The following is a 22,635-nucleotide window of genomic DNA, read 5'->3' on the forward strand; positions in this document are numbered from 1 at the left end:
GTGACGCCGCCGACCCGCTAGGTTCGCCGCGCCGCCCTCGACCCGCTCGGCGCTCCGACGTTCCTACCGCGAGGTGACCCACGTGCCGCTTCCGTCCTTGACCCCCGAGCAGCGGGCCGCGGCGCTGGAGAAGGCCGCGGCGGCCCGGCGGGCCCGCGCCGACCTCAAGGCGCGGCTCAAGCGCTCGGGCACGTCGCTCGCGGACGTGCTCGCGCGAGGCGAGACCGACGAGGCGATCGGCAAGATGAAGGTCTCCGCGGTGCTCGAGGCGCTGCCCGGCGTCGGCAAGGCGCGGGCCGCGAAGATCATGGAGCGGCTCGACATCTCGCCGAGCCGGCGGGTGCGCGGTCTCGGCGCCAACCAACGAGCCCGGCTGGTGGCAGAGTTCGGTGACGGTGCCGGACGCGCGTAGCCGACACGGGCGTCTGACGGTCCTGTCCGGGCCGTCCGGAGTGGGCAAGGGCACGGTCGTCGCCGCCGTACGCCGCCGCCACCCCGAGGTCTGGGTCTCCGTGTCCGTCACCACCCGCGAGCCCCGGCCGGGGGAGACCGACGGCGTGGAGTACCACTTCGTCGACCTCGACACGTTCACCGGCATGGTCGCCCGGGGGGAGTTCCTCGAGCACGACACCCACTTCGGTGCCGGCTACGGCACCCCGCGCGCCCCGGTCGAGGAGCGCCTGGCCGCCGGTGGCAGCGTGCTGCTCGAGATCGACCTGCAGGGCGCGCGACAGGTGCGGGCGCGGATGCCCCAGGCCATGCTCGTCTTCCTCGCGCCGCCCTCGTGGGAGGAGCTCGAACGCCGGCTGCGCGGGCGCAGCACCGAGGACCGGCAGCGGGTCCGCCGCCGCCTCGACCGGGCCCGCATCGAGATGGCGGCCGAGGCGGAGTTCGACGCCGTCGTCGTCAACGACGACGTCGAGGCCGCGGCCGATCGGCTGGTAGCCTTGATGTCGATCTAGATCCGCAGTCTGCAGCGAGAGGCACCACGTGGCCGGCACCAGCCCCGACCCCCAGGGCATCACCTACCCGCCCATCGACGACCTGCTCGGCAAGGTCGAGTCGAAGTACGCCCTGGTGCTCTACGCCTCCAAGCGCGCGCGGCAGATCAACGCCTACTACTCCCAGCTCGGAGAGGGGCTGCTGGAGTACGTCGGCCCGCTGGTCGACACCCACCCGCACGAGAAGCCGCTGTCGGTCGCGCTGCGCGAGATCGACCAGGACCTGCTCGAGTACGAGCAGGTCGAGCAGTAGCTCCTCGCCCGCGGCCGGACCATGGCTGACGACGGCCTCCCGTCCCGCGGGACCCCCGCGCCCGAGCGATCCTCGGTCGTCCTCGGCGTCTCCGGCGGCATCGCCGCCTACAAGGCCTGCGAGCTGTTGCGGCTGCTGACCGAGTCCGGCCACGAGGTGCGCGTCGTGCCGACCGACGCGGCCCTGCGGTTCGTCGGCACACCGACCTGGGCGGCGCTGTCCGGCCGACCGGTCAGCACCGACGTCTGGACCGACGTCGAGCAGGTGCCCCACGTGCGGCTCGGCCAGCGCGCCGACCTCGTCGTCGTGGCACCGGCCACCGCTGACCTGCTCGCCCGGGCGGCCACCGGCCGGGCCGACGACCTGCTCACCGCGACCCTGCTCACCGCCCGCTGCCCGGTCGTCTACGCGCCGGCCATGCACATGGAGATGTGGGAGCACCCGGCGACCCGGGCCAACGTCGACACCCTGCGCGCCCGGGGCGCGGTCGTGCTCGACCCGGCGGTCGGCCGGCTCACCGGCGCCGACACGGGTCCCGGCCGGTTGCCCGACCCCGCGGAGATCTTCGCGGTCTGCGTCGACCTGCTCGCCCGGCCCGCCGCTGCGGCGGACCTCGCCGGCCGGCACGTCGTCGTGTCCGCCGGCGGCACCCGCGAGTACCTCGACCCGGTGCGCTTCCTGGGCAACCGGTCGAGCGGCCGGCAGGGCTACGCGCTCGCCCGCACCGCGGCCGCCCGCGGCGCCCGGGTGACACTGGTCTCCGCCAACGTCGCGCTGCCCGACCCGGCGGGTGCCGCGCTCGTGCGCGTGGGCAGCGCGGAGGAGCTGCGTGCCGCCGTGCTCGCGGCGGCGGCCGACGCCGACGCGGTCGTCATGGCTGCGGCGGTCGCCGACTTCCGGCCGGTCAGCCGCGCCCCGCTGAAGATCAAGAAGGGCGACACCGAACCCGAGCCGGTCAAGCTCGCGCGCAACCCCGACGTGCTGGCCGAGGTGGTGCGCGGGCGCCACGCCGGCCAGGTCATCGTCGGGTTCGCCGCCGAGACCGACGATGTCCTGGCCAACGGCCGCCGCAAGCTGGAGGCCAAGGGCTGCGACCTGCTGGTGGTCAACGAGGTCGGGGAGGGCGTCGCCTTCGAGGTGGCGCACAACCAGGCGGTCGTGCTCGGCCGCGACGGCAGCACGACGGAGATCCCGCTCGGGCCCAAGGAGACGCTCGCCCACGTCGTGTGGGACCTCGTCGCGCAGCGCCTGCCCACGCGCTGACCGTCGGCGCGCGGCGCCGGGCCGCTGACTACACTCGCCGGTGGTCGACCGATCGGCCGTTTCGTTCCGCTGTCCCCAGGGAGTCCCGTGTCCGGCCGCCTCTTCACATCCGAGTCCGTCACCGAGGGGCATCCGGACAAGATCTGTGACCAGATCAGCGACACGATCCTCGATGCGATGATCAAGGACGACCCGAGGAGCCGGGTCGCCGTCGAAACGATGATCACCACCGGCCAGGTGCACGTCGCCGGCGAGGTGACGACCGAGACCTACGTCGACATCGCCGCGCTGGTCCGCGAACGCATCCTCGAGATCGGCTACGACTCGTCGAAGAAGGGCTTTGACGGCGCCTCCTGCGGCGTCAGCGTCTCGATCGGCTCGCAGTCGCCCGACATCGCGCAGGGCGTCGACGACGCCTACGAGGAGCGCGAGGGCAAGTCCGAGGACCCGCTCGACCGCCAGGGCGCCGGCGACCAGGGCCTGATGTTCGGCTACGCCTGCGACGAGACCCCCGAGCTGATGCCGCTGCCGATCGCGCTGGCGCACCGGCTCGCCCGCCGGCTCTCCGCCGTCCGCAAGGACGGCACCGTCCCCTACCTGCGGCCCGACGGCAAGACCCAGGTCACGATCGAGTACGACGGCGCCAACCGACCGATCCGCCTCGACACGGTCGTCGTGTCGAGCCAGCACGCGGCCGACATCGACATCGAGACGCTGCTCGCCCCCGACGTCCGCGAGTCGGTCGTGCAGCCCGAGCTCGAAGGCCTGGACCTGCAGGTCGAGGGCTACCAGCTGCTGGTCAACCCGACCGGCCGGTTCGAGGTCGGCGGCCCCATGGGCGACGCGGGCCTCACCGGTCGCAAGATCATCGTCGACACCTACGGCGGCATGGCCCGGCACGGCGGCGGCGCGTTCAGCGGCAAGGACCCCTCCAAGGTCGACCGCTCGGCGGCCTACGCCATGCGCTGGGTCGCCAAGAACGTCGTCGCCGCTGGCCTCGCCCGCCGCTGCGAGGTGCAGGTCGCCTATGCCATCGGCAAGGCGCGCCCGGTCGGCACGTTCGTCGACACGTTCGGCACCGGCGTGGTCGACGACGACAAGATCCAGGCCGCGATCCTGCAGGTCTTCGACCTGCGGCCGGCGGCGCTCATCCGCGACCTCGACCTGCTCCGGCCGATCTACGCCCAGACCGCCGCCTACGGCCACTTCGGCCGCCCCGAGCTCGACTTCACCTGGGAGGGCACCGGCCGCTCCGACGCCCTGCGCGCCGCGGCGGGTCTCTAGCCCCGCTGTGGACAAGCGGCGATCCGTCGTCCGCCGCTGGTAGACAACCGGCGTGGCCGGTTCCGGGCGCAAGCCCTCGTCGCTGACGCTCGCGGCGACCTTGCCGGTCGCGCGGGTGGCGGTCGACGTGTCGCTGCCGCACCTCGACCGGCCGTTCGACTACCTCGTGGCCGAGCAGCACGATGCGGCCGCGGTGCCGGGGGCCCGCGTGCGTGTCCGCTTCGCCGGGCGTCTCGTCGACGGCTACGTCCTCGAGCGCACGCAGAGGAGCGAGCACGAGGGCCGGCTCGCGTTCCTGGCCCGCGCGACCTCGGCCGAACCGGTGCTGTCCCCGGAGGTGGCCACCCTGGCTCGGGCGGTGGCCGACCGGCAGGCGGGTGTGCTCGCCGACGTTCTGCGGCTGGCGATCCCGCCGCGGCACGGGGCGACCGAGCGCCAGCCTTCTCCGGACCCCCTTGCGCCGCCCGCGCCGCCCGACCCGAGTGCCCTCGCCCGCTACGTCGACGGGCCGGCGGCCCTGCAGGCGCTGGCCGGGGGCGAGTCTCCGCGTCTGGTCTGGCCGGCGTTGCCCGGCGGTGGCTGGCCCGACGAGATCGCCGCACTCGCGCAGGCGACGCTGGCCTCCGGTCGCGGCGCGGTCGTGGTCGTGCCCGACGCCCGCGATGCGGACCGCCTCGATGCCGCGTTCGCGGCCCGGCTCGGTGCCGGCCGGCACATCGTGCTCACTGCCGATGCCGGGCCGGCCGAGCGCTACCGGCGCTTTCTCGCCGTCCGGCGTGGCTCGGTGCAGGTGGTGGTCGGCACCAGGGCGGCGGGGTTCGCGCCGGTGCACGACCTCGGGCTGGTCGTGATCTGGGACGACGGTGACGACCTGCACGCCGAGCCGCGCGCGCCGTACCCACATGCGCGCGAGGTGCTCCTCCAGCGGGCGCACCTGACGGGCGCGGGGGCGGTCGTTGGCGGGTTCGCCGTCACAGCGGAGGGGGCTCGGCTGCTCACGACCGGGTGGGCCCGGCCGCTCGAGCCCGACCGCAACGCACTGCGCGCCGGCGCGCCGAGGGTGACGCCGCTGGGCGACGACGCCGCGCTGGCCCGTGACCCGGCCGCCCGCTCGGCGCGATTGCCGACGGTCGCCTGGGACGCCGCCCGCGCCGCCCTCGGCCTCGGCCGGCCGGTGCTCGTCCAGGTGCCACGGCGCGGCTACCAACCCGCGCTGTCCTGCGCCGAGTGCCGGTCGCCGGCACGGTGCGCGCACTGCGCCGGCCCGCTCGGGCGCTCCGGTCGGCCCGACGTCACGGTGCCCGCGTGCCGATGGTGCGGCCGGCCGGCGGCCGACTGGCACTGCCCCGAGTGCGGGTCGGCCCGGCTGCGCGCCGCGGTCGTGGGGGAGCGGCGCACGGCGGAGGAGCTCGGCCGCGCCTTTCCCGGCGTCCCCGTCGCCACCTCGGCCGGCGACCGGGTGCTCGCCACCGTCGCGGCCGAACCGTCCCTCGTCGTCGCCACGCCCGGAGCCGAGCCGGTGGCCGACGGCGGCTACGGGGCAGCACTCCTGCTCGACGGGTGGGCGCTGCTGACCCGGCCCGACCTGCGCGCCGGGGAGGAGGCGTTGCGCAGGTGGTTCAACGCGGCGGCCCTGGTCCGCGCGGGAGCGGATGGCGGCACGGTCGTCGTCGCGGCCGAGTCCGGGTTGCCCGCGGTGCAGGCGCTGATCCGGTGGGCACCGGCCTGGCACGCCGGCCGGGAGCTGGCGGCCCGCGCCGAGCTGCGCTTCCCGCCCGCCGCGCGGTTGGCCGCGCTCACGGGCGCGCCGGCCGCCGTGTCCGACCTGCTCGCGGCGACCGACCTGCCCGCTGCTGCCGAGGTGTTGGGGCCGGTGCCGGCTCCCGGGGGCCACGAGCGGCTGCTGGTGCGGGTGCCGCCGCGCGACGGCGCCGTGCTCAGCGCAGCGCTCAAGGCCGCGGCCGCGGCGCGCAGTGCCCGCAAGGCGGCGGATCCGGTGCGGGTCCAGATCGACCCGATCGAGCTGCTGTGACCAGGGGACCGCTACCCGGTCGACCTAGACTCGGGACCAGCGCCCACGACCGCGAGGAGCACGCGTGCCCGTCCAGCCCATCCGCCTGTTCGGCGACCCCGTGCTGACGACGCCCGCCGTACCGGTGACCACCTTCGACAAGGAGCTGCGGGTCCTCGTCCGCGACCTCGTCGACACGATGACCGACGCGCCCGGCGCAGGCCTGGCCGCGCCACAGATCGGCGTCGGCCTGCGCGTCTTCGTCTACGACGTCGACGAGACGGTAGGGCATCTCATCAACCCCGAGCTCGGTCCCTTCTCCGACGAGGAGCAGGACGGCGAGGAGGGTTGCCTGTCGTTCCCGGGCCTGGCCTTCCCGACGAAGCGCGCGCAGACCGTGGTGGCGCGCGGCTTCAACATGTACGGCGACCCGGTTGTGCTCGAGGGCAGCGCCCTGATGGCCCGCTGCCTCCAGCACGAGACCGACCACCTCGACGGCATCCTGTTCATCGACCGGCTCGACCCCGAGCAGCGCAAGGTCGCGATGAAGGCGATCCGGGAGGCGGAGTGGTTCGGCGCCCCCGCACCGCAGGTCAAGGTCTCGCCGCACGCCACGCTCGGCCGGGCGCTGTAGTGGTCCGCCCCGCCGTCCCCGAGACCTCGGCGGTGCGCTGACGTGCGGCTCGTCTTCGCCGGCACGCCCGACGTGGCCGTGCCGTCCCTGCACGCGCTGCTCGACTCCGCCCACGAGGTCGTCGCTGTCGTCACCCGCCCCGATGCACCGGCCGGCCGCGGCCGCACGGTGCGACCCAGCCCGGTGAAGGAGGCCGCCCTCGGTGCCGGTCTCGAGGTGCTGACGCCCGCCCGCCCTCGCGAACCCGACTTCCTGCAGCGGCTCGCCGAGCTGGCGCCCGACTGCTGCCCCGTCGTCGCCTACGGCGCCCTCGTCCCGCGCGCCGCGCTCGACATCCCCGCCCACGGCTGGGTCAACCTGCACTTCTCGCTGCTGCCCGCGTGGCGAGGTGCGGCCCCCGTGCAGCACGCCATCATGGCCGGCGACGACGTGACCGGCGCCTCGACGTTCCTCCTGGAGGAGGGGCTGGACACCGGGCCGGTCTTCGGCGTGCTCACTGAGGAGATCCGGCCGACCGACACCTCCGGCGACCTGCTCGCCCGGCTCGCGCAGGCCGGCGCGGGGCTCCTCGTGGCGACCCTCGACGGCATCGCGTCCGGCGAGCTGGTCGCGCGGCCGCAACCGGCCGACGGCGTCTCGCTCGCGCCGAAGCTCACCCCGGACGACGTCCGGGTCGACTGGACGGCTCCGGCCCGTCGTGTCGACCGGCTCATCCGTGCCGGCACCCCCGCGCCCGGCCCCTGGACGACCTTCCGCGACAGACGCCTCAAGGTCGGCCCCGTCACCGTCACCGACGAACCCGCGCTGGCGCCCGGCGCGTTGCGCGTCGACAAGGGCGGCGTGCTGGTCGGCACCGGCACCACGCCCGTCCGGCTCGGCGACGTCCGGCCCGAGGGCAAGCCGGTGATGGCGGCGGACGCCTGGGCCCGCGGCGTACGCCCCGGTCCCGACGACCGGTTCGGGTGAGCCGGCAGCCCCGCGATCCGGCCCGGCGGACGGCCTACGACGTCGTGCACGCCGTCGCCACCGCCGGCGTGTTCGCCAACCTGCTGCTGCCGCGGTTACTGCGCGAGCGCCGGCTCGACGAGCGCGACGCGGCCTTCGCCACCGAGCTGGCCTACGGCACCCTGCGCTGGCAGGGCAGCCTCGACGTGGTGCTCGCGCGCTGCGCCGATCGCTCTCTGGACCGGATCGACGACGAGGCGCTGGCCTGCCTGCGGCTCGGTGCCTACCAGCTGCTGCGGATGCGGGTGCCCTCGCACGCGGCCGTCGCGGCCACCGTCGACCTCGTCCGCGAGGTGGCCGGCCCGCGGCCCGCCGGTTTCGTCAACGCCGTCCTGCGCCGAGCCGCCGGTCACGACTGGGACGGCTGGATCGCGGCGCTCGCGCCGGTCGAGGGAGCGGACCGGCTCGCCCTCTCGCTCGGCTTCCCGCGGTGGATCCTCGACGCCTACACCGACGCACTCGGTGGCGACCGCACCGAGGCGGCCGCCGCCCTCGCCGAGGACCGGCCGCGCACGCACCTCGTCGCCCGTCCCGGGCGCATCACCCGTGAGGAGCTGGTGGCGGCGAGCGGTGGCGAGCCCGGCCTCTACTCGCCCTACGCGGTCCGCACCACCGGCGGCGACCCGGCCGCGCTCGCGGCGGTCCGTGACGGCCGCGCCGCCGTGCAGGACGAGGGCAGTCAGGTGACGGCACTCGCCCTCGCCCAGGCCCCGATCACCGGCGCGGACGCGCGATGGCTCGACGTGTGCGCGGGTCCCGGCGGCAAGGCGGCCCTCCTCGCCGGGGTGGCCGCCCAGCGGGACGCGCGGTTGCTGGCCGTCGACCGACAACCGCACCGCGCCCGCCTGGCCGCTCGGGCGCTGGCCGGCGCGCCGGCCGCGACGGTCGTCGCTGATGGCACCCGACCGGCCTGGCGCGACGGGACCTTCGACCGGGTGCTCGTCGACGTGCCGTGCAGCGGTCTCGGGGCGCTGCGGCGCCGGCCGGAGCTGCGGTGGCGGCGTACGCCGGACGACGTCGTGCGTCTCGGCCCGCTGCAGCGCCGGCTGCTGGAGCGAGCGCTGGACGCGGTTCGCTCCGGCGGGGTCGTCGCCTACGTCACCTGCTCCCCGCACCGGGCGGAGACCCAGGCCGTCGTCGCGGCGGTGACCGCCAGCCGTGACGACGTCGCGACGCTCGACACCCCGGCCCTGCTCGGGATCCCCGACGTCGGGTCCGGCCCCGGCGCGCAGCTGTGGCCCCACCGGCACGGGACCGACGCGATGTTCGTGGCCCTGTTGCGGCGAACGTGACCGGCCGGCAGGCCTTTGGCACCTAGACTTCGTCGTGTGGGGGTGCAGATCGCGCCGAGCATCCTGTCGGCCGACTTCGGCCGCCTGGCGGACGAGGCCGCCGCCGTCCCGGGCGCCGACTGGCTGCACGTCGACGTCATGGACAACCACTTCGTCCCGAATCTCACGCTCGGCCTGCCGGTCGTCGAGAGTCTGCTCAAGCACGCCGCGCAGCCCATCGACTGCCACCTCATGATCGAGGACCCCGACCGCTGGGCCCCGGCCTACGCGGAGGCGGGCGCCGGCAACGTCACCTTCCACGTCGAGGCGGCCCACGCCCCGGTGCGCCTGGCGCGGGCGATCCGCGCGGCCGGCGCCCGGGCCGGCATGGCGCTCAAGCCCGCCACGGCGGTCGAGCCCTACGCCGACCTGCTGCCCGAGCTCGACATGCTGCTCGTGATGACCGTCGAGCCGGGCTTCGGCGGCCAGGCGTTTCTCGACGTCGTCCTGCCCAAGGTGCGCCGCGCCAGGCAGATCCTGCGCGAGCGCGAGTCGGCGGTCTGGTTGCAGGTCGACGGCGGGGTCGACGAGGACACGATCGTGCGCTGCGCCGAGGCGGGCGCCGACGTCTTCGTGGCCGGCTCCGCGGTGTTCCGCGCCGACGACCCGGGAGCCGCCGTCGAACGGCTGCGCGCCGCGGCGCTCGGCGCCGTCGAGGACTCCTCGTGAGCCTCGTGCTGGTCGTCGACGACGACGTGGACATCGCGCGATTCCTCGAGATCAACCTGAAGCTCGAGGGTTTCGGCGTGATCGTCGCGCACGACGGGCGCGAGGCGCTCGACGCCGTCGCGGAGCAGATGCCGGACCTGATCCTGACCGACGTGATGATGCCCGGCGTCGACGGCGTCGAGCTGTGCCGGCGGCTGCGCGCCGACGCGGCCACGGCGAACATCCCGATCATCATGCTGACGGCGAAGAACCTCTCGGCCGACAAGGTCGTCGGGCTCACCGCGGGCGCCGACGACTACATGCTCAAGCCGTTCGACACGCTGGAGCTCATCGCACGGGTGCGCTCGACGATGCGCCGCAACGCGGAGATGCGGGCGGTCTCGCCGCTCACCGGCCTGCCCGGCAACACCCGTATCGATCTCGAGCTGTCGGCGCGGTTGTCGTCGGGGGAGCAGTTCGCCCTGTGCTACCTCGACATCGACAACTTCAAGGCCTTCAACGACTGCTACGGCTTCATCCGCGGCGACGAAGTGATCATGCTGCTCGCGTCCTCGCTGAAGACCGTGGTCGCCGCCTCCGACGACCCGCGGGCGTTCGTCGGTCATGTCGGCGGTGACGACTTCGTGCTGCTCTGCTCGGAGGAGACCGCCGAGGAGCTCGCCAGGCGCACGCTCGAGGTGTTCGACGCGGCGGTGCCCGGGCTGCACCATCCCGACGACGTGGCCAACGGCTACCTGTCGGTCGTCGACCGGCAAGGCTCGCTTCGCCGCTACCCGCTGGTGTCGGTCTCGGTGGGCGTCGCGCTCACGTCTCGCCTGGACCTGCGCGATCACCGTGAGCTGGTCGAGGTGGCCACGGAGATGAAGAGCGTGGCCAAGAACACCGCCGGCTCCGCGGTGGCCGTCGACCGCCGCGTCCGCAGCCGCGCAGACGAACCCGGCCCGTGATCTTCGTCACCTGAAACCGAACCTCGTTCGACGGCGCGTCGGTCGCGTGCGACAATCGCGGGCAGAGCGACAGCACGCGCGCTCCGGGGTCGGTGCAATTCCGAACCGGCGGTAACAGTCCGCGACCCGACCGCAGCCGGCGGCCGGTTGACCCGGTGCAACTCCGGGACCGACGGTGAGAGTCCGGATGGGAGGACGCGCGCGGGCGGTCGCGGCTCGGCGGTCTCTCCGCCGGCGCCGCCTCCCGTCCCGCCGTGCTTTCTCCGCCTGTCGCGGGTGCGCGTGGACGCAGAGGCGGGAGGTGCGGTGAGCGGCGACGGGTCGGCCTACGCCGATGCGATGCGTCGTGCCATCGCGCTGTCCCGCGAGGCCCTCGGCCGCAGCAACCCCAACCCGGCCGTCGGCGCGGTCATCCTCGACCGCGCGGGACAGGTCGTCGGCTCCGGCAGCACGCAGGCCGTGGGCGGCCCGCACGCCGAGGCCGTCGCACTCGCCGAGGCGGGGGAGCGGGCCCGCGGCGGGACGGCCGTCACGACGCTCGAGCCCTGCCGGCACACCGGACGCACCGGCCCGTGCACCCGCGCCCTGATCGACGCCGGCGTCACCCACGTCGTCTTCGCCCTCGGCGACCCGCACGGCCCGGCAGCCGGCGGTGCGGGCGAGCTGAGCGCCGCCGGCATCACCGTCACCGACGGAGTCCTCGCCGACGAGGCCGACGCGGTCGTCGGTCCGTGGCGCACCGCCGTCGCCCGTCGCCGCCCGCACGTGACGTGGAAGTACGCCGCCACGCTGGACGGACGCAGCGCCGCCGCCGACGGCTCCAGCCGCTGGATCACCGGCCCGCAGGCCCGCGCCGACGTCCACCTGATGCGGGCGCAGGCCGACGCCGTGCTCGTGGGCAGCGGCACCGTCCTCGCCGACGACCCGCTGCTGACGGTCCGGGGCCTCGACTGGCCGCGCCGGCCCGCCCGCGTCGTCGTCGACACCGCGGCACGCACGCCGGTGACCGCGCGCGTGCTCGACGGCGAGGCCCGCACGATCGTCGCCGTCGGCGACGAGGCCGACCCCGAGCGGGTCAAGGCGCTGCGGGCCACTCCGGCAGAGATCGTGGCGCTGCCGCTCTCCGGCCCCCACGTCGACCTGCGCGCGTTGCAGGCCGCGCTCTACGAGCGCGAGATCTTCCTGGTCCTGCTGGAGGGCGGGCCGACGCTCGCCGGGGCGTTCCTCGCGGCCGGCCTCGTCGACCGGGTCGTCGGCTACGTCGCGCCCGCCCTGCTCGGCGCCGGCCCTGCCGCCCTCGCCGACGCCGGCGTCGCCACGATCGCCGGGGCGCGCCGGCTCCGCCTCGACAGCGTGGAGCGCGTCGGCGACGACGTACGACTTGTCGCGACCGTGCCGGGAGAGGGCGAGAGCTGATGTTCACGGGCATCGTGGAGGAGCGCGGTGAGGTCGTCCGGCTCGACCGGACGGGCGACGCGGCCCGGCTCACCCTGCGCGGGCCCGTCGTCACCGCCGACGCGCGCCACGGCGACTCGATCAGCGTCAGCGGCGTCTGCCTGACCGTCGTGGAGACCACCGGCGACACGTTCACCGCCGACGTCATCGGGGAGACCCTCGCCCGCACCAGCCTCGGCGGCCTGGGCCCGGGCGACCCGGTCAACCTCGAGCGCGCGGCCACCCTGGCCACCCGGCTGGGCGGCCACCTCGTGCAGGGCCACGTCGACGGGGTAGGGCGCATCGAGTCGCGGATGCCGGGCGAGCGCTGGGAGACCGTGCGCGTCGCGCTGCCGGCACACCTGGCGCGCTACGTCGTCGAGAAGGGCTCGATCACCGTCGACGGGGTGAGCCTGACCGTCGTCGAGGTCGGCCCGGCGCACTTCTGCGTCGGCCTGATCCCGGCGACACTGGCGCTGACGACCCTCGGCACGAAGCAGGCCGGTGACCCGGTCAACCTCGAGGTCGACGTCGTCGCGAAGTACGTCGAGAAGCTCGTTGCCGCACGGACGAGCGAGATACCGCCCGCCACCGCGTCGGTGCGCGGGCAACCAGCAGCAGCGCCGACCGGTCCGCCGGCGGCGACCAGCAATGGGGAGCGAGCATGACCTCCGAAGCAGCGAGCGACCCGGCCGACGTGACGCCGTTCGCCGCGATCGAGCGGGCGATCGCCGACATCGCGGCCGGCAAGCCGGTCCTCGTCACCGACGACGCCGACCGCGAGAACGAAGGCGACCTCATCTTCGCCGCGGAGAAGGCGACTCCCGACCTGGTCGGATTCATGGTCCGCTACACGTCCGGCTACATCTGCGTGCCGTTGGAGGAGACCGACTGCGATCGCCTCGACCTGCCGCCGATGTTCCACGTCAACCAGGACAAGCGCGGCACCGCCTACACCGTCACGGTCGACGCCCGCGAGGGCGTGTCGACCGGCATCTCCGCCGCCGACCGGGCCCACACGATCCGGCTGCTCGCCGACCCGGATGCGACGGCAGCCGACTTCACCCGGCCCGGCCACGTCGTGCCGCTGCGCGCGAAGCCCGGCGGCGTGCTGCGCCGCGCCGGCCACACGGAGGCGGCGGTCGACCTGTGCCGGTTGGCCGACCTACGCCCCGCCGGCGTGCTGTGCGAGGTGGTGAGCCAGAAGGACCCGCAAGACATGGCCCGCAGCGAGGAGCTCGAGGCGTTCGCTGCGGAGCACGGCCTGACCATGGTCTCGATCGCCGACCTCATCGCCTACCGGCGTCGCACCGAGTCACAGGTCGTGGCCGTCGCGGACGCCCGGATCCCGACGAAGTACGGCGACTTCAGGGCGGTCGGCTACCGCAGCCTGCTCGACGGGATCGAGCACGTGGCGCTGGTCCGCGGTTCCATCGGCGACGGTCGCGACGTGCTCGTGCGCGTGCACTCGGAGTGCCTCACCGGAGACGTGTTCGGCAGCCAGCGCTGCGACTGCGGGACGCAGCTCGACGCGGCGCTCGCCGCCGTCGCCGCCGAGGGGTGCGGGATCGTGCTCTACGTGCGCGGCCACGAGGGTCGCGGCATCGGCCTGCTGCACAAGCTGCAGGCCTACCAGCTGCAGGACGCCGGTGCCGACACCGTCGACGCCAACCTCGAGCTCGGGCTGCCGGCCGACGCCCGCGACTACGGCACCGGCGCGCAGATCCTCGTCGACCTCGGCGTACGCAGCATGCGGCTGCTGACCAACAACCCGGCGAAGCGGGTCGGCCTCGAGGGTTACGGCCTGCAGATCAGCGGCCGGGTGCCGCTTCCGGCCGTCGCGACGCCGGAGAACCTCCGCTACCTGCGCACCAAGCGCGACCGGATGGGCCACGACATCCCCGACCTGCCGACCTACGACGACGAGGCGACGGAGGCCAGCGCCGATGCGCTGCCGCCGGCGGTCACGCAGCCGGCCGCCGCGGCCGAGCCCGAGGCGGTTCGCAACGCGGTCTGGGCCGTCCGCGCGCTCAGCCCGTTCGCCACCGCGGCCTTCGCCACCAACGGCGGCAGCGGCACGAGCGGCAACGGCAAGCGCCGGCCCGGCCACGACGCCGGCGAGGCGGATGATCAGGACGAGATGGTCGACCCTCCGGCCCCGGTGACGCCGTGAGCGGCACCGGTTCCCCCGACCAGGAGCGAGTCGACGGCAGCGGTCTGCGGGTCGCCGTCGTCGCCGCCCGGTGGCACGGCCGCATCACCGACGCCCTGCTCGACGGCGCCCTTCGCGGCCTCGCCGAGTGCGGCGTGGCCGAGCCCACGGTCGTGCGCGTCCCCGGCGCCTTCGAGCTGCCGGTCGCCGCCCTCGCCGCGGCCCGCGGGCACGATGCCGTCGTCTGCCTCGGTGTGGTCATCCGCGGGGGCACCCCGCACTTCGACTACGTCTGCCGGGCGGCCACCGACGGCCTGACCAGGGTCGCGCTCGACACCGGCACACCGGTCGGCTTCGGGCTGCTCACCTGCGACGACGAGGCCCAGGCGCTCGACCGCTCCGGGCTGCCCGGCTCACGCGAGGACAAGGGGCGCGAGGCCGCGCTGGCCGCACTCGAAACCGCCGCGGCGCTGCGCCGTCTCGGGATGCCACAGACTGGAGTCCATGCGCGGACGGCCTGACACGCCGTGCCCCGTCCCGCATCCCTTCTTCGAAAGGCAACACCGTGCTCGCCGTCGTCCTGCCCAAGGGCAGCCTCGAGAAGCAGACGCTCGACCTCTTCGCCGCCGCCGACCTCGGCGTGCTCCGCGGCTCCGACCGTGACTACCACGCCTCCGTCGACGACCCGCGCATCGACAAGGTGCGCTTCCTGCGGCCGCAGGAGATCCCGACCTACGTCGAGCAGGGCATCTTCGACCTCGGCATCAGCGGCCGCGACTGGATCACCGAGACCAACGCCGACGTCGTGAGCCTCGGCGAGATCGGCGGCGGCCGCCAGGGCGCCGCGCTCGTCCGGGTCGTGCTGGCGGTCCCGAAGGAGTCCGCGTGGGAGCGGGCCGAGGACCTGCCCGACGGCGTACGCATCTCCACCGAGATGCCGGAGACCACCCGCCGCTACCTCGAGGAGCACGGGGTCAAGGCCAAGGTCTTCACCAGCCACGGGGCGACCGAGGCGAAGATCCCCGACATCGTCGACGCGATCGTCGACATCACCGAGACCGGTTCGAGCCTGCGCAAGGCCGGGCTGAAAGTGATCGCCACGCTGCTCACCAGCCGCACCGAGCTGATCGCCAACCGAGACGCCTACGAGGACCCGGTCAAGCGTGCCGCGATCGACGACATCCACCTGTTGCTGCAGGGGGCGTTGCGAGCACGGGGGCAGGTGCTGCTCAAGCTCAACGTGCCGGCCGAGCGCCTCGACGAGGTCCTCGGGGTGCTGCCGGCGATGGCGTCGCCGACGATCATGACGCTGGCCGCCGGCGACATGCGGGCGCTGGAGACCGTGGTGCCCAAGCAGGGCGTCAACCGGTTGATCCCCGCGCTGAAGGCGGCCGGCGCCCGCGACATCCTCGAGCTGCCCATCTCGAAGATCGTCGAGTAGCCCGACTCCCGGTTCACGGGAACAGGCGCCGGGAAGCCGGTGCTAACCTGGCCGTACGACCGGCGGGCGTCCATGCGCCCGTCAGCAAGCGGAGCACCGCTCCCACCCGCGCGGCCCACGGGCCGACGGGTCCGGTCAGGGCCACCCGTCTCGGCGGGTGAGCCTGTGGTCGCGTGCCAGCCGGCACGTGCCCGCCGACCGGTCGGAGCCGGCCCCGCGCGCAGCGTCGAGCGGGGCCGTCGTCGTTCGCCGACCCCGTGCCACACGATTCACCAGGAGGTCCCATCAGCGTCGAACCACGGATCAACGACCGGATCCGCGTCCCCGAGGTGCGCCTCGTCGGGCCGGGCGGCGAGCAGGTCGGCATCGTGCGCATCGAGGATGCGCTGCGGCTGGCCCAGGAGGCAGACCTCGACCTCGTCGAGGTCGCCGCGACCGCGCGGCCACCGGTCTGCAAGCTCATGGACTACGGCAAGTTCAAGTACGAATCCGCCGTCCGTGCGCGGGAAGCCCGCAAGAAGCAGGCGCAGACCGTGATCAAGGAGATGAAGCTCCGGCCGAAGATCGACCCGCACGACTACGAGACCAAGAAGGGTCACGTCGTGCGCTTCCTGAAGCAGGGCGACAAGGTCAAGATCACGATCATGTTCCGCGGGCGGGAGCAGTCCCGTCCCGAACTCGGTTTCCGGCTGCTCCAGCGGCTGGCGGCCGACGTGGAGGACCTCGGCTTCGTCGAGGCGTCGCCCAAGCAGGACGGTCGCAACATGACGATGGTGATGGCGCCGCACCGCAACCAGCGGGCGGAGCACCGGACGGCGGAGCGCGAGCCCGCCGCTCACGAGTGACGGGATAGAGGAGAACGGCCAGATGCCCAAGGCGAAGACCCACAGCGGGGCGAGCAAGCGCTTCCGCCTCACCGGCAGCGGCAAGCTCATGCGGCGCCGGGCCAACCGCAACCACCTGCTGGAGCACAAGCCGTCCACGCGCACCCGCCGGCTGCACAACGAGGTGACCCTCTCCAAGGCCGACGACGCCAAGATGCGCAACCTGCTCAACCTCTGACCCGACCCCTCGGCCCAGTCCCGGCCGCCCGCCTTCCGGTGGACGGCCGTCGCAGCAAGGAGAACGTCCGTGGCACGCGTCAAGCGCGCAGTCAACGCCCAGAAGAAGCGTCGCGAGGTCCTCGAGCACGCCAGCGGCTACCGCGGCCAGCGGTCGCGGCTCTACCGCAAGGCCAAGGAGCAGGTCCTCCACTCCTTCGGCTACTCCTACCGTGACCGCCGCAAGCGCAAGGGCGAGTTCCGCCAGCTCTGGATCCAGCGCATCAACGCCGCCGCGCGCGCCAACAACATGACCTACAACCGGTTCGTGCAGGGGCTCAAGGCGGCCGGCGTCGAGGTCGACCGCAAGCACCTCGCCGACCTCGCGGTCACCGACCCGGCGGCGTTCACCGCGCTCGTGCAGGTCGCCCGCGCGGCGCTTCCTGCCACCGAGACCGCCCCGGCGGGCTCGCCCGCCTGAGCGCGGCAGACGGGCCGACCTGCCCGGTCCCACCGCACGCGGCCGGGTCCGCGCGCCTGATCACGTCCGTCCGCGCCCGGCCGGTCGCCGCTGCTCGGCGGCTGGCCAAACGCGCCTTCCGGTCGGCCGACCGTGCGTTCCTCGTCGAGGGGCCGCAGGCGGTGCGGGAGGCGGTCACGGACCCGCGCGGTCTGGTGACCGATCTGTTCGCCACCGACGAGGCGGCCGCCCGCCATGCCGACATCCTCGAGGCGGCGGGCGGCATTCCGATCCACCTCGTCAGCGGCGAGGTGCTGGGGGCCCTCGGCCAGACCGTCACCCCGCAGGGACTCGTCGCGGTCGCACGTTTCTGCGACGTCACGCTCGACGACGTGCTCGTCAACCCGCCCCGGCTGGTCACCGTGCTCTACGCCGTACGCGATCCCGGCAACGCCGGCACCGTCATCCGCACCGCCGACGCCGCCGGTGCCGACGCCGTCGTGCTCACCGACACGTCGGTCGACCCCTACAACGGCAAGTGCGTGCGCGCGTCGGCCGGCAGCCTCTTCCACCTCCCTTTCGTGACCGGCGTGCCGGTCGCAGCCGCCGTCGCACGGCTGCGGTCCGCCGGCCTTGCCGTCCTGGCCGCCGACGGGCAGGCCGACGACGACCTCGACGAGGTCGCCGACACCGGCGGGCTGGACGGCCCGACCGCGTGGTTGTTCGGCAACGAGGCCTGGGGGCTTCCCGAGGCGGTGCGCGCGCTGGCCGACCGAGTGGTCCGGGTGCCCATCCACGGCAGGGCCGAGAGCCTCAACCTCGCCACGGCGACCGCCGTCTGTCTCTACGCGTCGGCGCGCGCGCAGCGCGAAAACCGGCCGCCCGACGGCTAGGCTGGGCGACCGTGACCGGGGGACTGCCGGACAAGCACGCCTACGACGAGCTACCCGATGGCGTGCTCGTCGCCGACGACGCGGGGTTCGTCTCGGTTCTCAACCCCGCGGGCGAGCGCATGCTCGGCTGCTCGGCCGACGCGGCCATCGGACGCGACTTCCGCGAGGTGCTCCCGCTCGAGGACCCCACCGGCCGCGACTGGTGGGCCTGCACCCGGCCCTACGACGGGCTGCCCACCCGCACCCGCCAGCCGGAGCGGCAGCTGACCTACGTCCCCTGCGGCGGCGAGCCACGCGACCTGCTGGTCACCGCCCGCTACGTGCGCAACGGCGCTCGCCTCTCCCGGCTCGTGGTCTGCTTTCGCGACACCGGCGCGCGTGAGCGCGACGAGCGCAGCCGGGCGGACCTCGTGTCCACGGTTGCCCACGAGCTGCGCTCGCCGTTGACCAGCGTCAAGGGGTTCACAGCCACGCTGCTGGCCAAATGGGAGCGCTTCACCGACGAGCAGAAGCAGTTGATGCTGCAGACCGTCAACGCCGACGCTGACCGGGTGACCCGGCTCATCACCGAGCTGCTCGACGTCTCCCGCATCGACGCCGGTCGGCTCGAGCTGCGCCGCCAGGTCGTCGACCTCCCCGCCGCCGTGCAGAAGGTGTTCGACGGCCGGGTCGCCTCGGGTGAGGAGCGCGACCGGTTCGTGCTGCAGGTGACCGGGGAGCTGCCGGAGATGTGGATCGACCCGGACAAGCTGGCACAGGTGCTGGCGAACCTGGTCGAGAACGCCCTGCGCCACGGCGCCGGCACGGTGACCGTCACGGTCGCGCCCGCCACGGTCGCCGGCGAGCGGGGTGCCGAGGTGACGGTCACCGACGAGGGCCCCGGCATCGACCCCGACGTGCAGCCCCGCATCTTCGGCCGCTTCTGGCGCGGCAGCCGGCGGGGCGGGACCGGGCTCGGTCTCTACATCACCAAGGGGCTGGTCGAGGCGCACGGCGGCGCGATCGAGAGTGGCCGGGCACCCGGTGGTGGGGCGCTGTTCCGATTCACCCTGCCTGCCGGCACCCCCGCCTTCGCGCGCTGACGCCGCCCGCTGGCCGTCGCCTCGCTGCGTTGTCGCTCGCGTGCGCCCCGCGATGCTCGGCCGGCGACCGGCGTAGTTAGAAGTCTCGCCTCCGTAGACTGACGCGTCATCCCACTGCTGGAGTTCCCTTTCATGTCCGCGCCCGATTACGACCCGAAGCAGGTGCAGGCGGTGTCCGCAGCCGCGCTCGACGACGCCGTCGCGCTGGGCCGCGCGGCGTTCGCCGCGGCCCCCGACCTCGACGCGCTCGCCGCGGCGCACACCGCTCATCTGGGGCAGCGTTCGCCGGTCGCACTGGCCCGCCGGGAGATCGGCGTACTCCCGCCGCAGGCCCGTGCCGAGGCGGGGCGGCGGGTCAACGAGACGCTCACCGCCCTGCAGACGGCGTACGACGACCGCCACGAGCAGCTCGTTGCCGCGCGCGACCGGCACACCCTGCTGGACGAGGCCGTCGACGTCACGCTCCCGTGGGACCGCCGGCCGAGGGGCGCCCGCCACCCGCTCACGCTCGCGATGGATCGCATCGCCGACGTCTTCGTCGCCATGGGGTGGGAGGTCGCCGACGGGCCCGAGGTCGAGGCGGAGTGGCTGAACTTCGACGCCCTCAACGTCCCACCACACCACCCGGCGCGGGAGACCCAGGACACCTTCTGGATCGAGCCGCCCTCGCGCGGCGTCGTGCTGCGCACCCAGACCTCACCCGTGCAGGTGCGCACGCTGCTGACCCGGGGCGCCCCGTGCTACGTCGTCGCACCCGGGCGCACCTACCGCAACGACGCGCTCGACGCAACGCACAGCCCGGTCTTCCACCAGGTCGAGGGGCTTGCGGTCGACGAGGGCCTCACGATGGGCCACCTCAAGGGCACGCTCGAGCTGTTCGCCCAGGCGATGTTCGGCCCCGACGTGCACACCCGGCTGCGCCCCGACCACTTCCCGTTCACCGAGCCGTCGGCCGAGGTCGACCTGCTCTGCTGGGTCTGCCACGGCGAGTCGGCCAAGCCGGGGGCGCCCGCCTGCCGCACCTGCGGCTCCGAGGGGTGGATCGAGTGGGGTGGCTGCGGCATGGTGCACCCCACCGTGCTGACGGCCGGCGGTGTCGACCCCGAGCGCTACAGCGGGTTCGCGTTCGGCATGGGCATCGAGCGCACGCTCCTCGCGCGGCACGACATGGGCGACATCCGCGACCTGATCGAGGGCGATGTGCGGGTCAGCCTGGCGCTGGGGCGGGAGCACTGATGCGCGTCCCCCTGTCGTGGCTGCGCGACTACGTCGACCTGCCCGAGGTCGGCGGTCACGACCTCGCCGCCGCCCTGACCAGGGTCGGTCTCAAGGTCGAACGGGTCGAGGTGATCGGCGGCGAGATCGACAACGTCGTCGTCGCGCGGGTCCTCGACGTGGAGCCGCTCGAAGGCTTCAAGAAGCCGATCCGCTGGTGCCGGATCACCGACGGCACCGACGAGCGCATGGTCATCTGTGGAGCGAGCAACTTCGCGGCCGGCGACGTCGTCGCCTACGCGCGGCCCCCCGCGCGGTTGCCCGGCGGGTTCACCATCGAGTCGCGCAAGGCCTACGGCAAGGTCTCCGACGGCATGATCTGCTCTGCGGCGGAGCTCGGCCTGTCCGACGACCACAGCGGCATCCTCGTGCTCGACGGTGGCCTGCCGCTGGGCGCCGACGTCGTCACCGCGCTGCACCTGCGCGACGAGGTGCTCGACGTCGCGGTCAACCCCGACCGGGGTTACGCGCTGTCGGTGCGCGGCGTGGCGCGCGACGCAGCGCTGGCCCTCGGCGTGGGCTACCGCGACCCGGCCGCCGTGGCGCTGCCGTCCGTCGACGCCGCCGGGTATCCCGTCCGTGTCGACGACGTCGACGGCTGCTCCCGCTACGTCGCCAGGACCCTGACCGGACTCGACCCGACAGCACCGAGCCCGGCATGGTTGCAACGCCGGCTCACCCTCGCCGGCATGCGGCCGATCTCGCTCGCGGTCGATGTGACCAACCACGTGATGCTCGAGCTCGGCCAGCCGCTGCACGCCTTCGACCGCACGGCGCTGCGCGGCGCGATCGTCGTACGCCGGGCGATGCCGGGGGAGCGGCTCACCACCCTCGACGGCGTCGACCGCGCGCTGCACCCCGACGACCTGGTGATCACCGACGACTCCGGCCCGATCGCCCTCGCCGGCGTCATGGGCGGTGGCCCCACGGAGATCACCGGCTCGACGACCGAGATCGTCGTCGAGTCGGCGCGCTTCGACCCGGTGGCGATCGCCTACACGGCCCGTCGGCACCGGCTGGCCAGCGAGGCCTCGCGGCGCTACGAACGTGGGGTCGACGATGCACTCGCGCCTTACGCCGCTGAAGTCGCGGTGCAGCTGCTGGCGCGGCTCGGCAGCGCCCGTCCAGAGCCCGCGGTGACCGACGTCGACGCCCGGCCCGCGCGGCCCGTCATCACCCTCGATGCGACCCTGCCGGGGCGCTTGGCCGGCGTGGCCTATCCGGTCGACACGGTCCGCCGCCGGCTCGTCGACGTCGGCTGTGAGGTCGAGGGAGACGATCCGCTGCAGGTGACTCCGCCGTCGTGGCGGCCGGACCTGCGCCGACCGGTCGACCTGGTCGAGGAGGTCGCCCGCCTCGAGGGCTACGACGAGATCCCGGGGCTGGTGCCGGTCGCGCCGGCGGGTGCCGGGCTCACGATCGAGCAGCGGTGGCGCCGCGGTGTCGGTCGCCTGCTCGCCGATGTCGGCTACGTCGAGGTGCTCACCTACCCGTTCACCTCCGACTCCGACAGCGACCGGCTGATGCTCGGCGTCGACGACCCGCGGCGGGCAACCGTGCGGGTCGCGAACCCCTCGTCCGAGGAGGAGCCGCTGCTCCGGGCGACGTTGCTGCCCGGGCTGCTCGCCGCGCTGACCCGCAACGTCAGCCGGGGCGCCACGGACCTGTCGCTGTTCGAGATCGGGTCGGTGTTCCGCGACCCGGCTGGAGTGCCGGCCGCACCGAGGCCGCCGGTCACGCGACGACCCACTGCCGAGGAGCTGGCCGGCATCGAGGCCGCCCTGCCGGACCAGCCACTGCATCTGGGCGCGGTCCTGTGCGGGCAGTGGGAGCCGGCCGGCTGGTGGGGTAAGGGCCGCGACACCGGCTGGCCCGACGCCGTGCAGGCCGCCCGCACGGTCGCCGACGGCCTCGGCGTGTGCCTCGAGGTCGCCGCTGCACAGGTCGCGCCATGGCACCCCGGACGCTGCGCCGAGCTCAGCGTCGGGGGACAGGTCATCGGCTGGGCCGGGGAGCTGCACCCGCGGGTCGTCGACGCGCTCGCGCTGCCGCCCCGGACCTGCGCCGCCGAGATCGCGCTCGCGCCGGTGTTCGCTGCCGTGCCCGACGCGGTACCGGGCCCGCTGGTCTCCGCGTTCCCGGCCGCGTCTCTCGACGTCGCGCTGCTCGTCGATGCCTCCGTGCCGGCAGCCGCGGTCGAGACCGCCCTGCGCGCCGGCGCCGGGCCGCTGCTCGAGTCGCTGCGGCTCTTCGACGTCTTCGCGGGTGCGCAGCTCGGCGAGGGCAAGAAGTCGCTGGCCTACGCGCTGCGGTTCCGGGCGGCCGACCGGACCCTGTCGACCGAGGAGGCGACAGTCGCCCGAGACGCGGCAGTCGAGGAGGCCGGGCGGCGCGTGGGGGCGGTGCTCCGCGGCGCCTGAGGCGCCACTAAACCGATTGCGCATAGATATGCGGGTGTCT

At 74.2% G+C, this 22,635-nt stretch carries 23 protein-coding genes and 1 riboswitch; all 23 genes read left to right on the forward strand.

Going from position 1 to position 22,635, the window contains the following annotated elements; all coding sequences use genetic code 11:
- Positions 1-82 precede the first annotated feature (82 nt).
- The 23 genes from mihF (at position 83) to pheT (ending at position 22,595) form a co-directional block, all read left to right on the forward strand.
- Complete coding sequence (gene mihF / locus VFJ21_11380; protein ID HET7407723.1) at positions 83-412, forward strand: integration host factor, actinobacterial type; 330 nt, start codon at positions 83-85, stop codon at positions 410-412.
- Positions 390-962: a guanylate kinase gene (gmk, locus tag VFJ21_11385; GenBank protein HET7407724.1), complete on the forward strand. Its 573-nt coding sequence runs from the start codon at positions 390-392 to the stop codon at positions 960-962. Before mihF ends, gmk begins: the two co-directional genes overlap by 23 nt.
- Before the next feature lie 28 nt (positions 963-990).
- A complete protein-coding gene (gene rpoZ, locus VFJ21_11390; GenBank protein ID HET7407725.1) occupies positions 991-1,254 on the forward strand; it encodes a DNA-directed RNA polymerase subunit omega in 264 nt (87 codons plus the stop codon).
- Between the two features lie 21 nt (positions 1,255-1,275).
- Entirely contained in the window at positions 1,276-2,517 is a 1,242-nt protein-coding gene (gene coaBC, locus VFJ21_11395; protein HET7407726.1) for a bifunctional phosphopantothenoylcysteine decarboxylase/phosphopantothenate--cysteine ligase CoaBC, read from the forward strand.
- Between the two features lie 87 nt (positions 2,518-2,604).
- Complete coding sequence (gene metK / locus VFJ21_11400) at positions 2,605-3,801, forward strand: methionine adenosyltransferase (protein ID HET7407727.1); 1,197 nt, start codon at positions 2,605-2,607, stop codon at positions 3,799-3,801.
- A 52-nt stretch (positions 3,802-3,853) separates the two neighbouring features.
- Complete coding sequence (locus tag VFJ21_11405; protein HET7407728.1) at positions 3,854-5,833, forward strand: primosomal protein N'; 1,980 nt, start codon at positions 3,854-3,856, stop codon at positions 5,831-5,833.
- Positions 5,834-5,897: 64 nt separating this feature from the next.
- Complete coding sequence (gene def / locus VFJ21_11410; GenBank protein ID HET7407729.1) at positions 5,898-6,446, forward strand: peptide deformylase; 549 nt, start codon at positions 5,898-5,900, stop codon at positions 6,444-6,446.
- Positions 6,447-6,488: 42 nt separating this feature from the next.
- The gene (fmt, locus tag VFJ21_11415; protein HET7407730.1) at positions 6,489-7,412 is read left to right on the forward strand and encodes a methionyl-tRNA formyltransferase; all 924 of its coding nucleotides are present in this window, start codon (positions 6,489-6,491) and stop codon (positions 7,410-7,412) included.
- Entirely contained in the window at positions 7,409-8,743 is a 1,335-nt protein-coding gene (locus tag VFJ21_11420; protein HET7407731.1) for an RsmB/NOP family class I SAM-dependent RNA methyltransferase, read from the forward strand. The genes fmt and VFJ21_11420 overlap by 4 nt, the downstream gene beginning before the upstream one ends.
- Before the next feature lie 36 nt (positions 8,744-8,779).
- Positions 8,780-9,451 (forward strand): ribulose-phosphate 3-epimerase, encoded by a 672-nt coding sequence (gene rpe, locus VFJ21_11425; GenBank protein ID HET7407732.1) that lies wholly within the window; start codon positions 8,780-8,782, stop codon positions 9,449-9,451.
- Positions 9,448-10,398, forward strand: coding sequence for a response regulator (locus VFJ21_11430; protein HET7407733.1), 951 nt, complete (start codon positions 9,448-9,450; stop codon positions 10,396-10,398). The genes rpe and VFJ21_11430 overlap by 4 nt, the downstream gene beginning before the upstream one ends.
- Positions 10,399-10,472: 74 nt before the next feature.
- Positions 10,473-10,601: riboswitch (FMN riboswitch) on the forward strand.
- Between the two features lie 136 nt (positions 10,602-10,737).
- Positions 10,738-11,814 (forward strand): bifunctional diaminohydroxyphosphoribosylaminopyrimidine deaminase/5-amino-6-(5-phosphoribosylamino)uracil reductase RibD, encoded by a 1,077-nt coding sequence (ribD, locus tag VFJ21_11435; GenBank protein HET7407734.1) that lies wholly within the window; start codon positions 10,738-10,740, stop codon positions 11,812-11,814.
- Positions 11,814-12,500, forward strand: a complete 687-nt coding sequence (locus VFJ21_11440) for a riboflavin synthase (GenBank protein HET7407735.1) — start codon at positions 11,814-11,816, stop codon at positions 12,498-12,500. Before ribD ends, VFJ21_11440 begins: the two co-directional genes overlap by 1 nt.
- Positions 12,497-14,005, forward strand: a complete 1,509-nt coding sequence (locus VFJ21_11445) for a bifunctional 3,4-dihydroxy-2-butanone-4-phosphate synthase/GTP cyclohydrolase II (protein ID HET7407736.1) — start codon at positions 12,497-12,499, stop codon at positions 14,003-14,005. The genes VFJ21_11440 and VFJ21_11445 overlap by 4 nt, the downstream gene beginning before the upstream one ends.
- Positions 14,002-14,505 carry a 6,7-dimethyl-8-ribityllumazine synthase gene (gene ribH, locus VFJ21_11450; GenBank protein HET7407737.1) on the forward strand — a complete coding sequence of 168 codons (504 nt, stop codon included), beginning with the start codon at positions 14,002-14,004 and terminating at the stop codon, positions 14,503-14,505. The genes VFJ21_11445 and ribH overlap by 4 nt, the downstream gene beginning before the upstream one ends.
- A gap of 44 nt (positions 14,506-14,549) precedes the next feature.
- Positions 14,550-15,425, forward strand: a complete 876-nt coding sequence (gene hisG, locus VFJ21_11455; GenBank protein ID HET7407738.1) for an ATP phosphoribosyltransferase — start codon at positions 14,550-14,552, stop codon at positions 15,423-15,425.
- 257 nt (positions 15,426-15,682) lie between these two features.
- Complete coding sequence (gene infC / locus VFJ21_11460) at positions 15,683-16,270, forward strand: translation initiation factor IF-3 (GenBank protein ID HET7407739.1); 588 nt, start codon at positions 15,683-15,685, stop codon at positions 16,268-16,270.
- Positions 16,271-16,292: 22 nt separating this feature from the next.
- On the forward strand, positions 16,293-16,487 hold the full coding sequence (rpmI, locus tag VFJ21_11465; protein HET7407740.1) for a 50S ribosomal protein L35: 195 nt from the start codon (positions 16,293-16,295) through the stop codon (positions 16,485-16,487).
- Positions 16,488-16,556: 69 nt separating this feature from the next.
- On the forward strand, positions 16,557-16,946 hold the full coding sequence (gene rplT / locus VFJ21_11470) for a 50S ribosomal protein L20 (GenBank protein HET7407741.1): 390 nt from the start codon (positions 16,557-16,559) through the stop codon (positions 16,944-16,946).
- Between the two features lie 101 nt (positions 16,947-17,047).
- Entirely contained in the window at positions 17,048-17,818 is a 771-nt protein-coding gene (locus tag VFJ21_11475; protein HET7407742.1) for an RNA methyltransferase, read from the forward strand.
- Between the two features lie 11 nt (positions 17,819-17,829).
- On the forward strand, positions 17,830-18,900 hold the full coding sequence (locus tag VFJ21_11480; protein ID HET7407743.1) for an ATP-binding protein: 1,071 nt from the start codon (positions 17,830-17,832) through the stop codon (positions 18,898-18,900).
- A gap of 132 nt (positions 18,901-19,032) precedes the next feature.
- Positions 19,033-20,136: a phenylalanine--tRNA ligase subunit alpha gene (pheS, locus tag VFJ21_11485; protein ID HET7407744.1), complete on the forward strand. Its 1,104-nt coding sequence runs from the start codon at positions 19,033-19,035 to the stop codon at positions 20,134-20,136.
- Positions 20,136-22,595, forward strand: coding sequence for a phenylalanine--tRNA ligase subunit beta (gene pheT / locus VFJ21_11490; protein HET7407745.1), 2,460 nt, complete (start codon positions 20,136-20,138; stop codon positions 22,593-22,595). Before pheS ends, pheT begins: the two co-directional genes overlap by 1 nt.
- Positions 22,596-22,635: the final 40 nt, after the last annotated feature.

The sequence above is a fragment of the Mycobacteriales bacterium genome, assembly GCA_035690485.1.
GTDB lineage: Bacteria > Actinomycetota > Actinomycetes > JAFAQI01 > DASSKL01 > DASSKL01.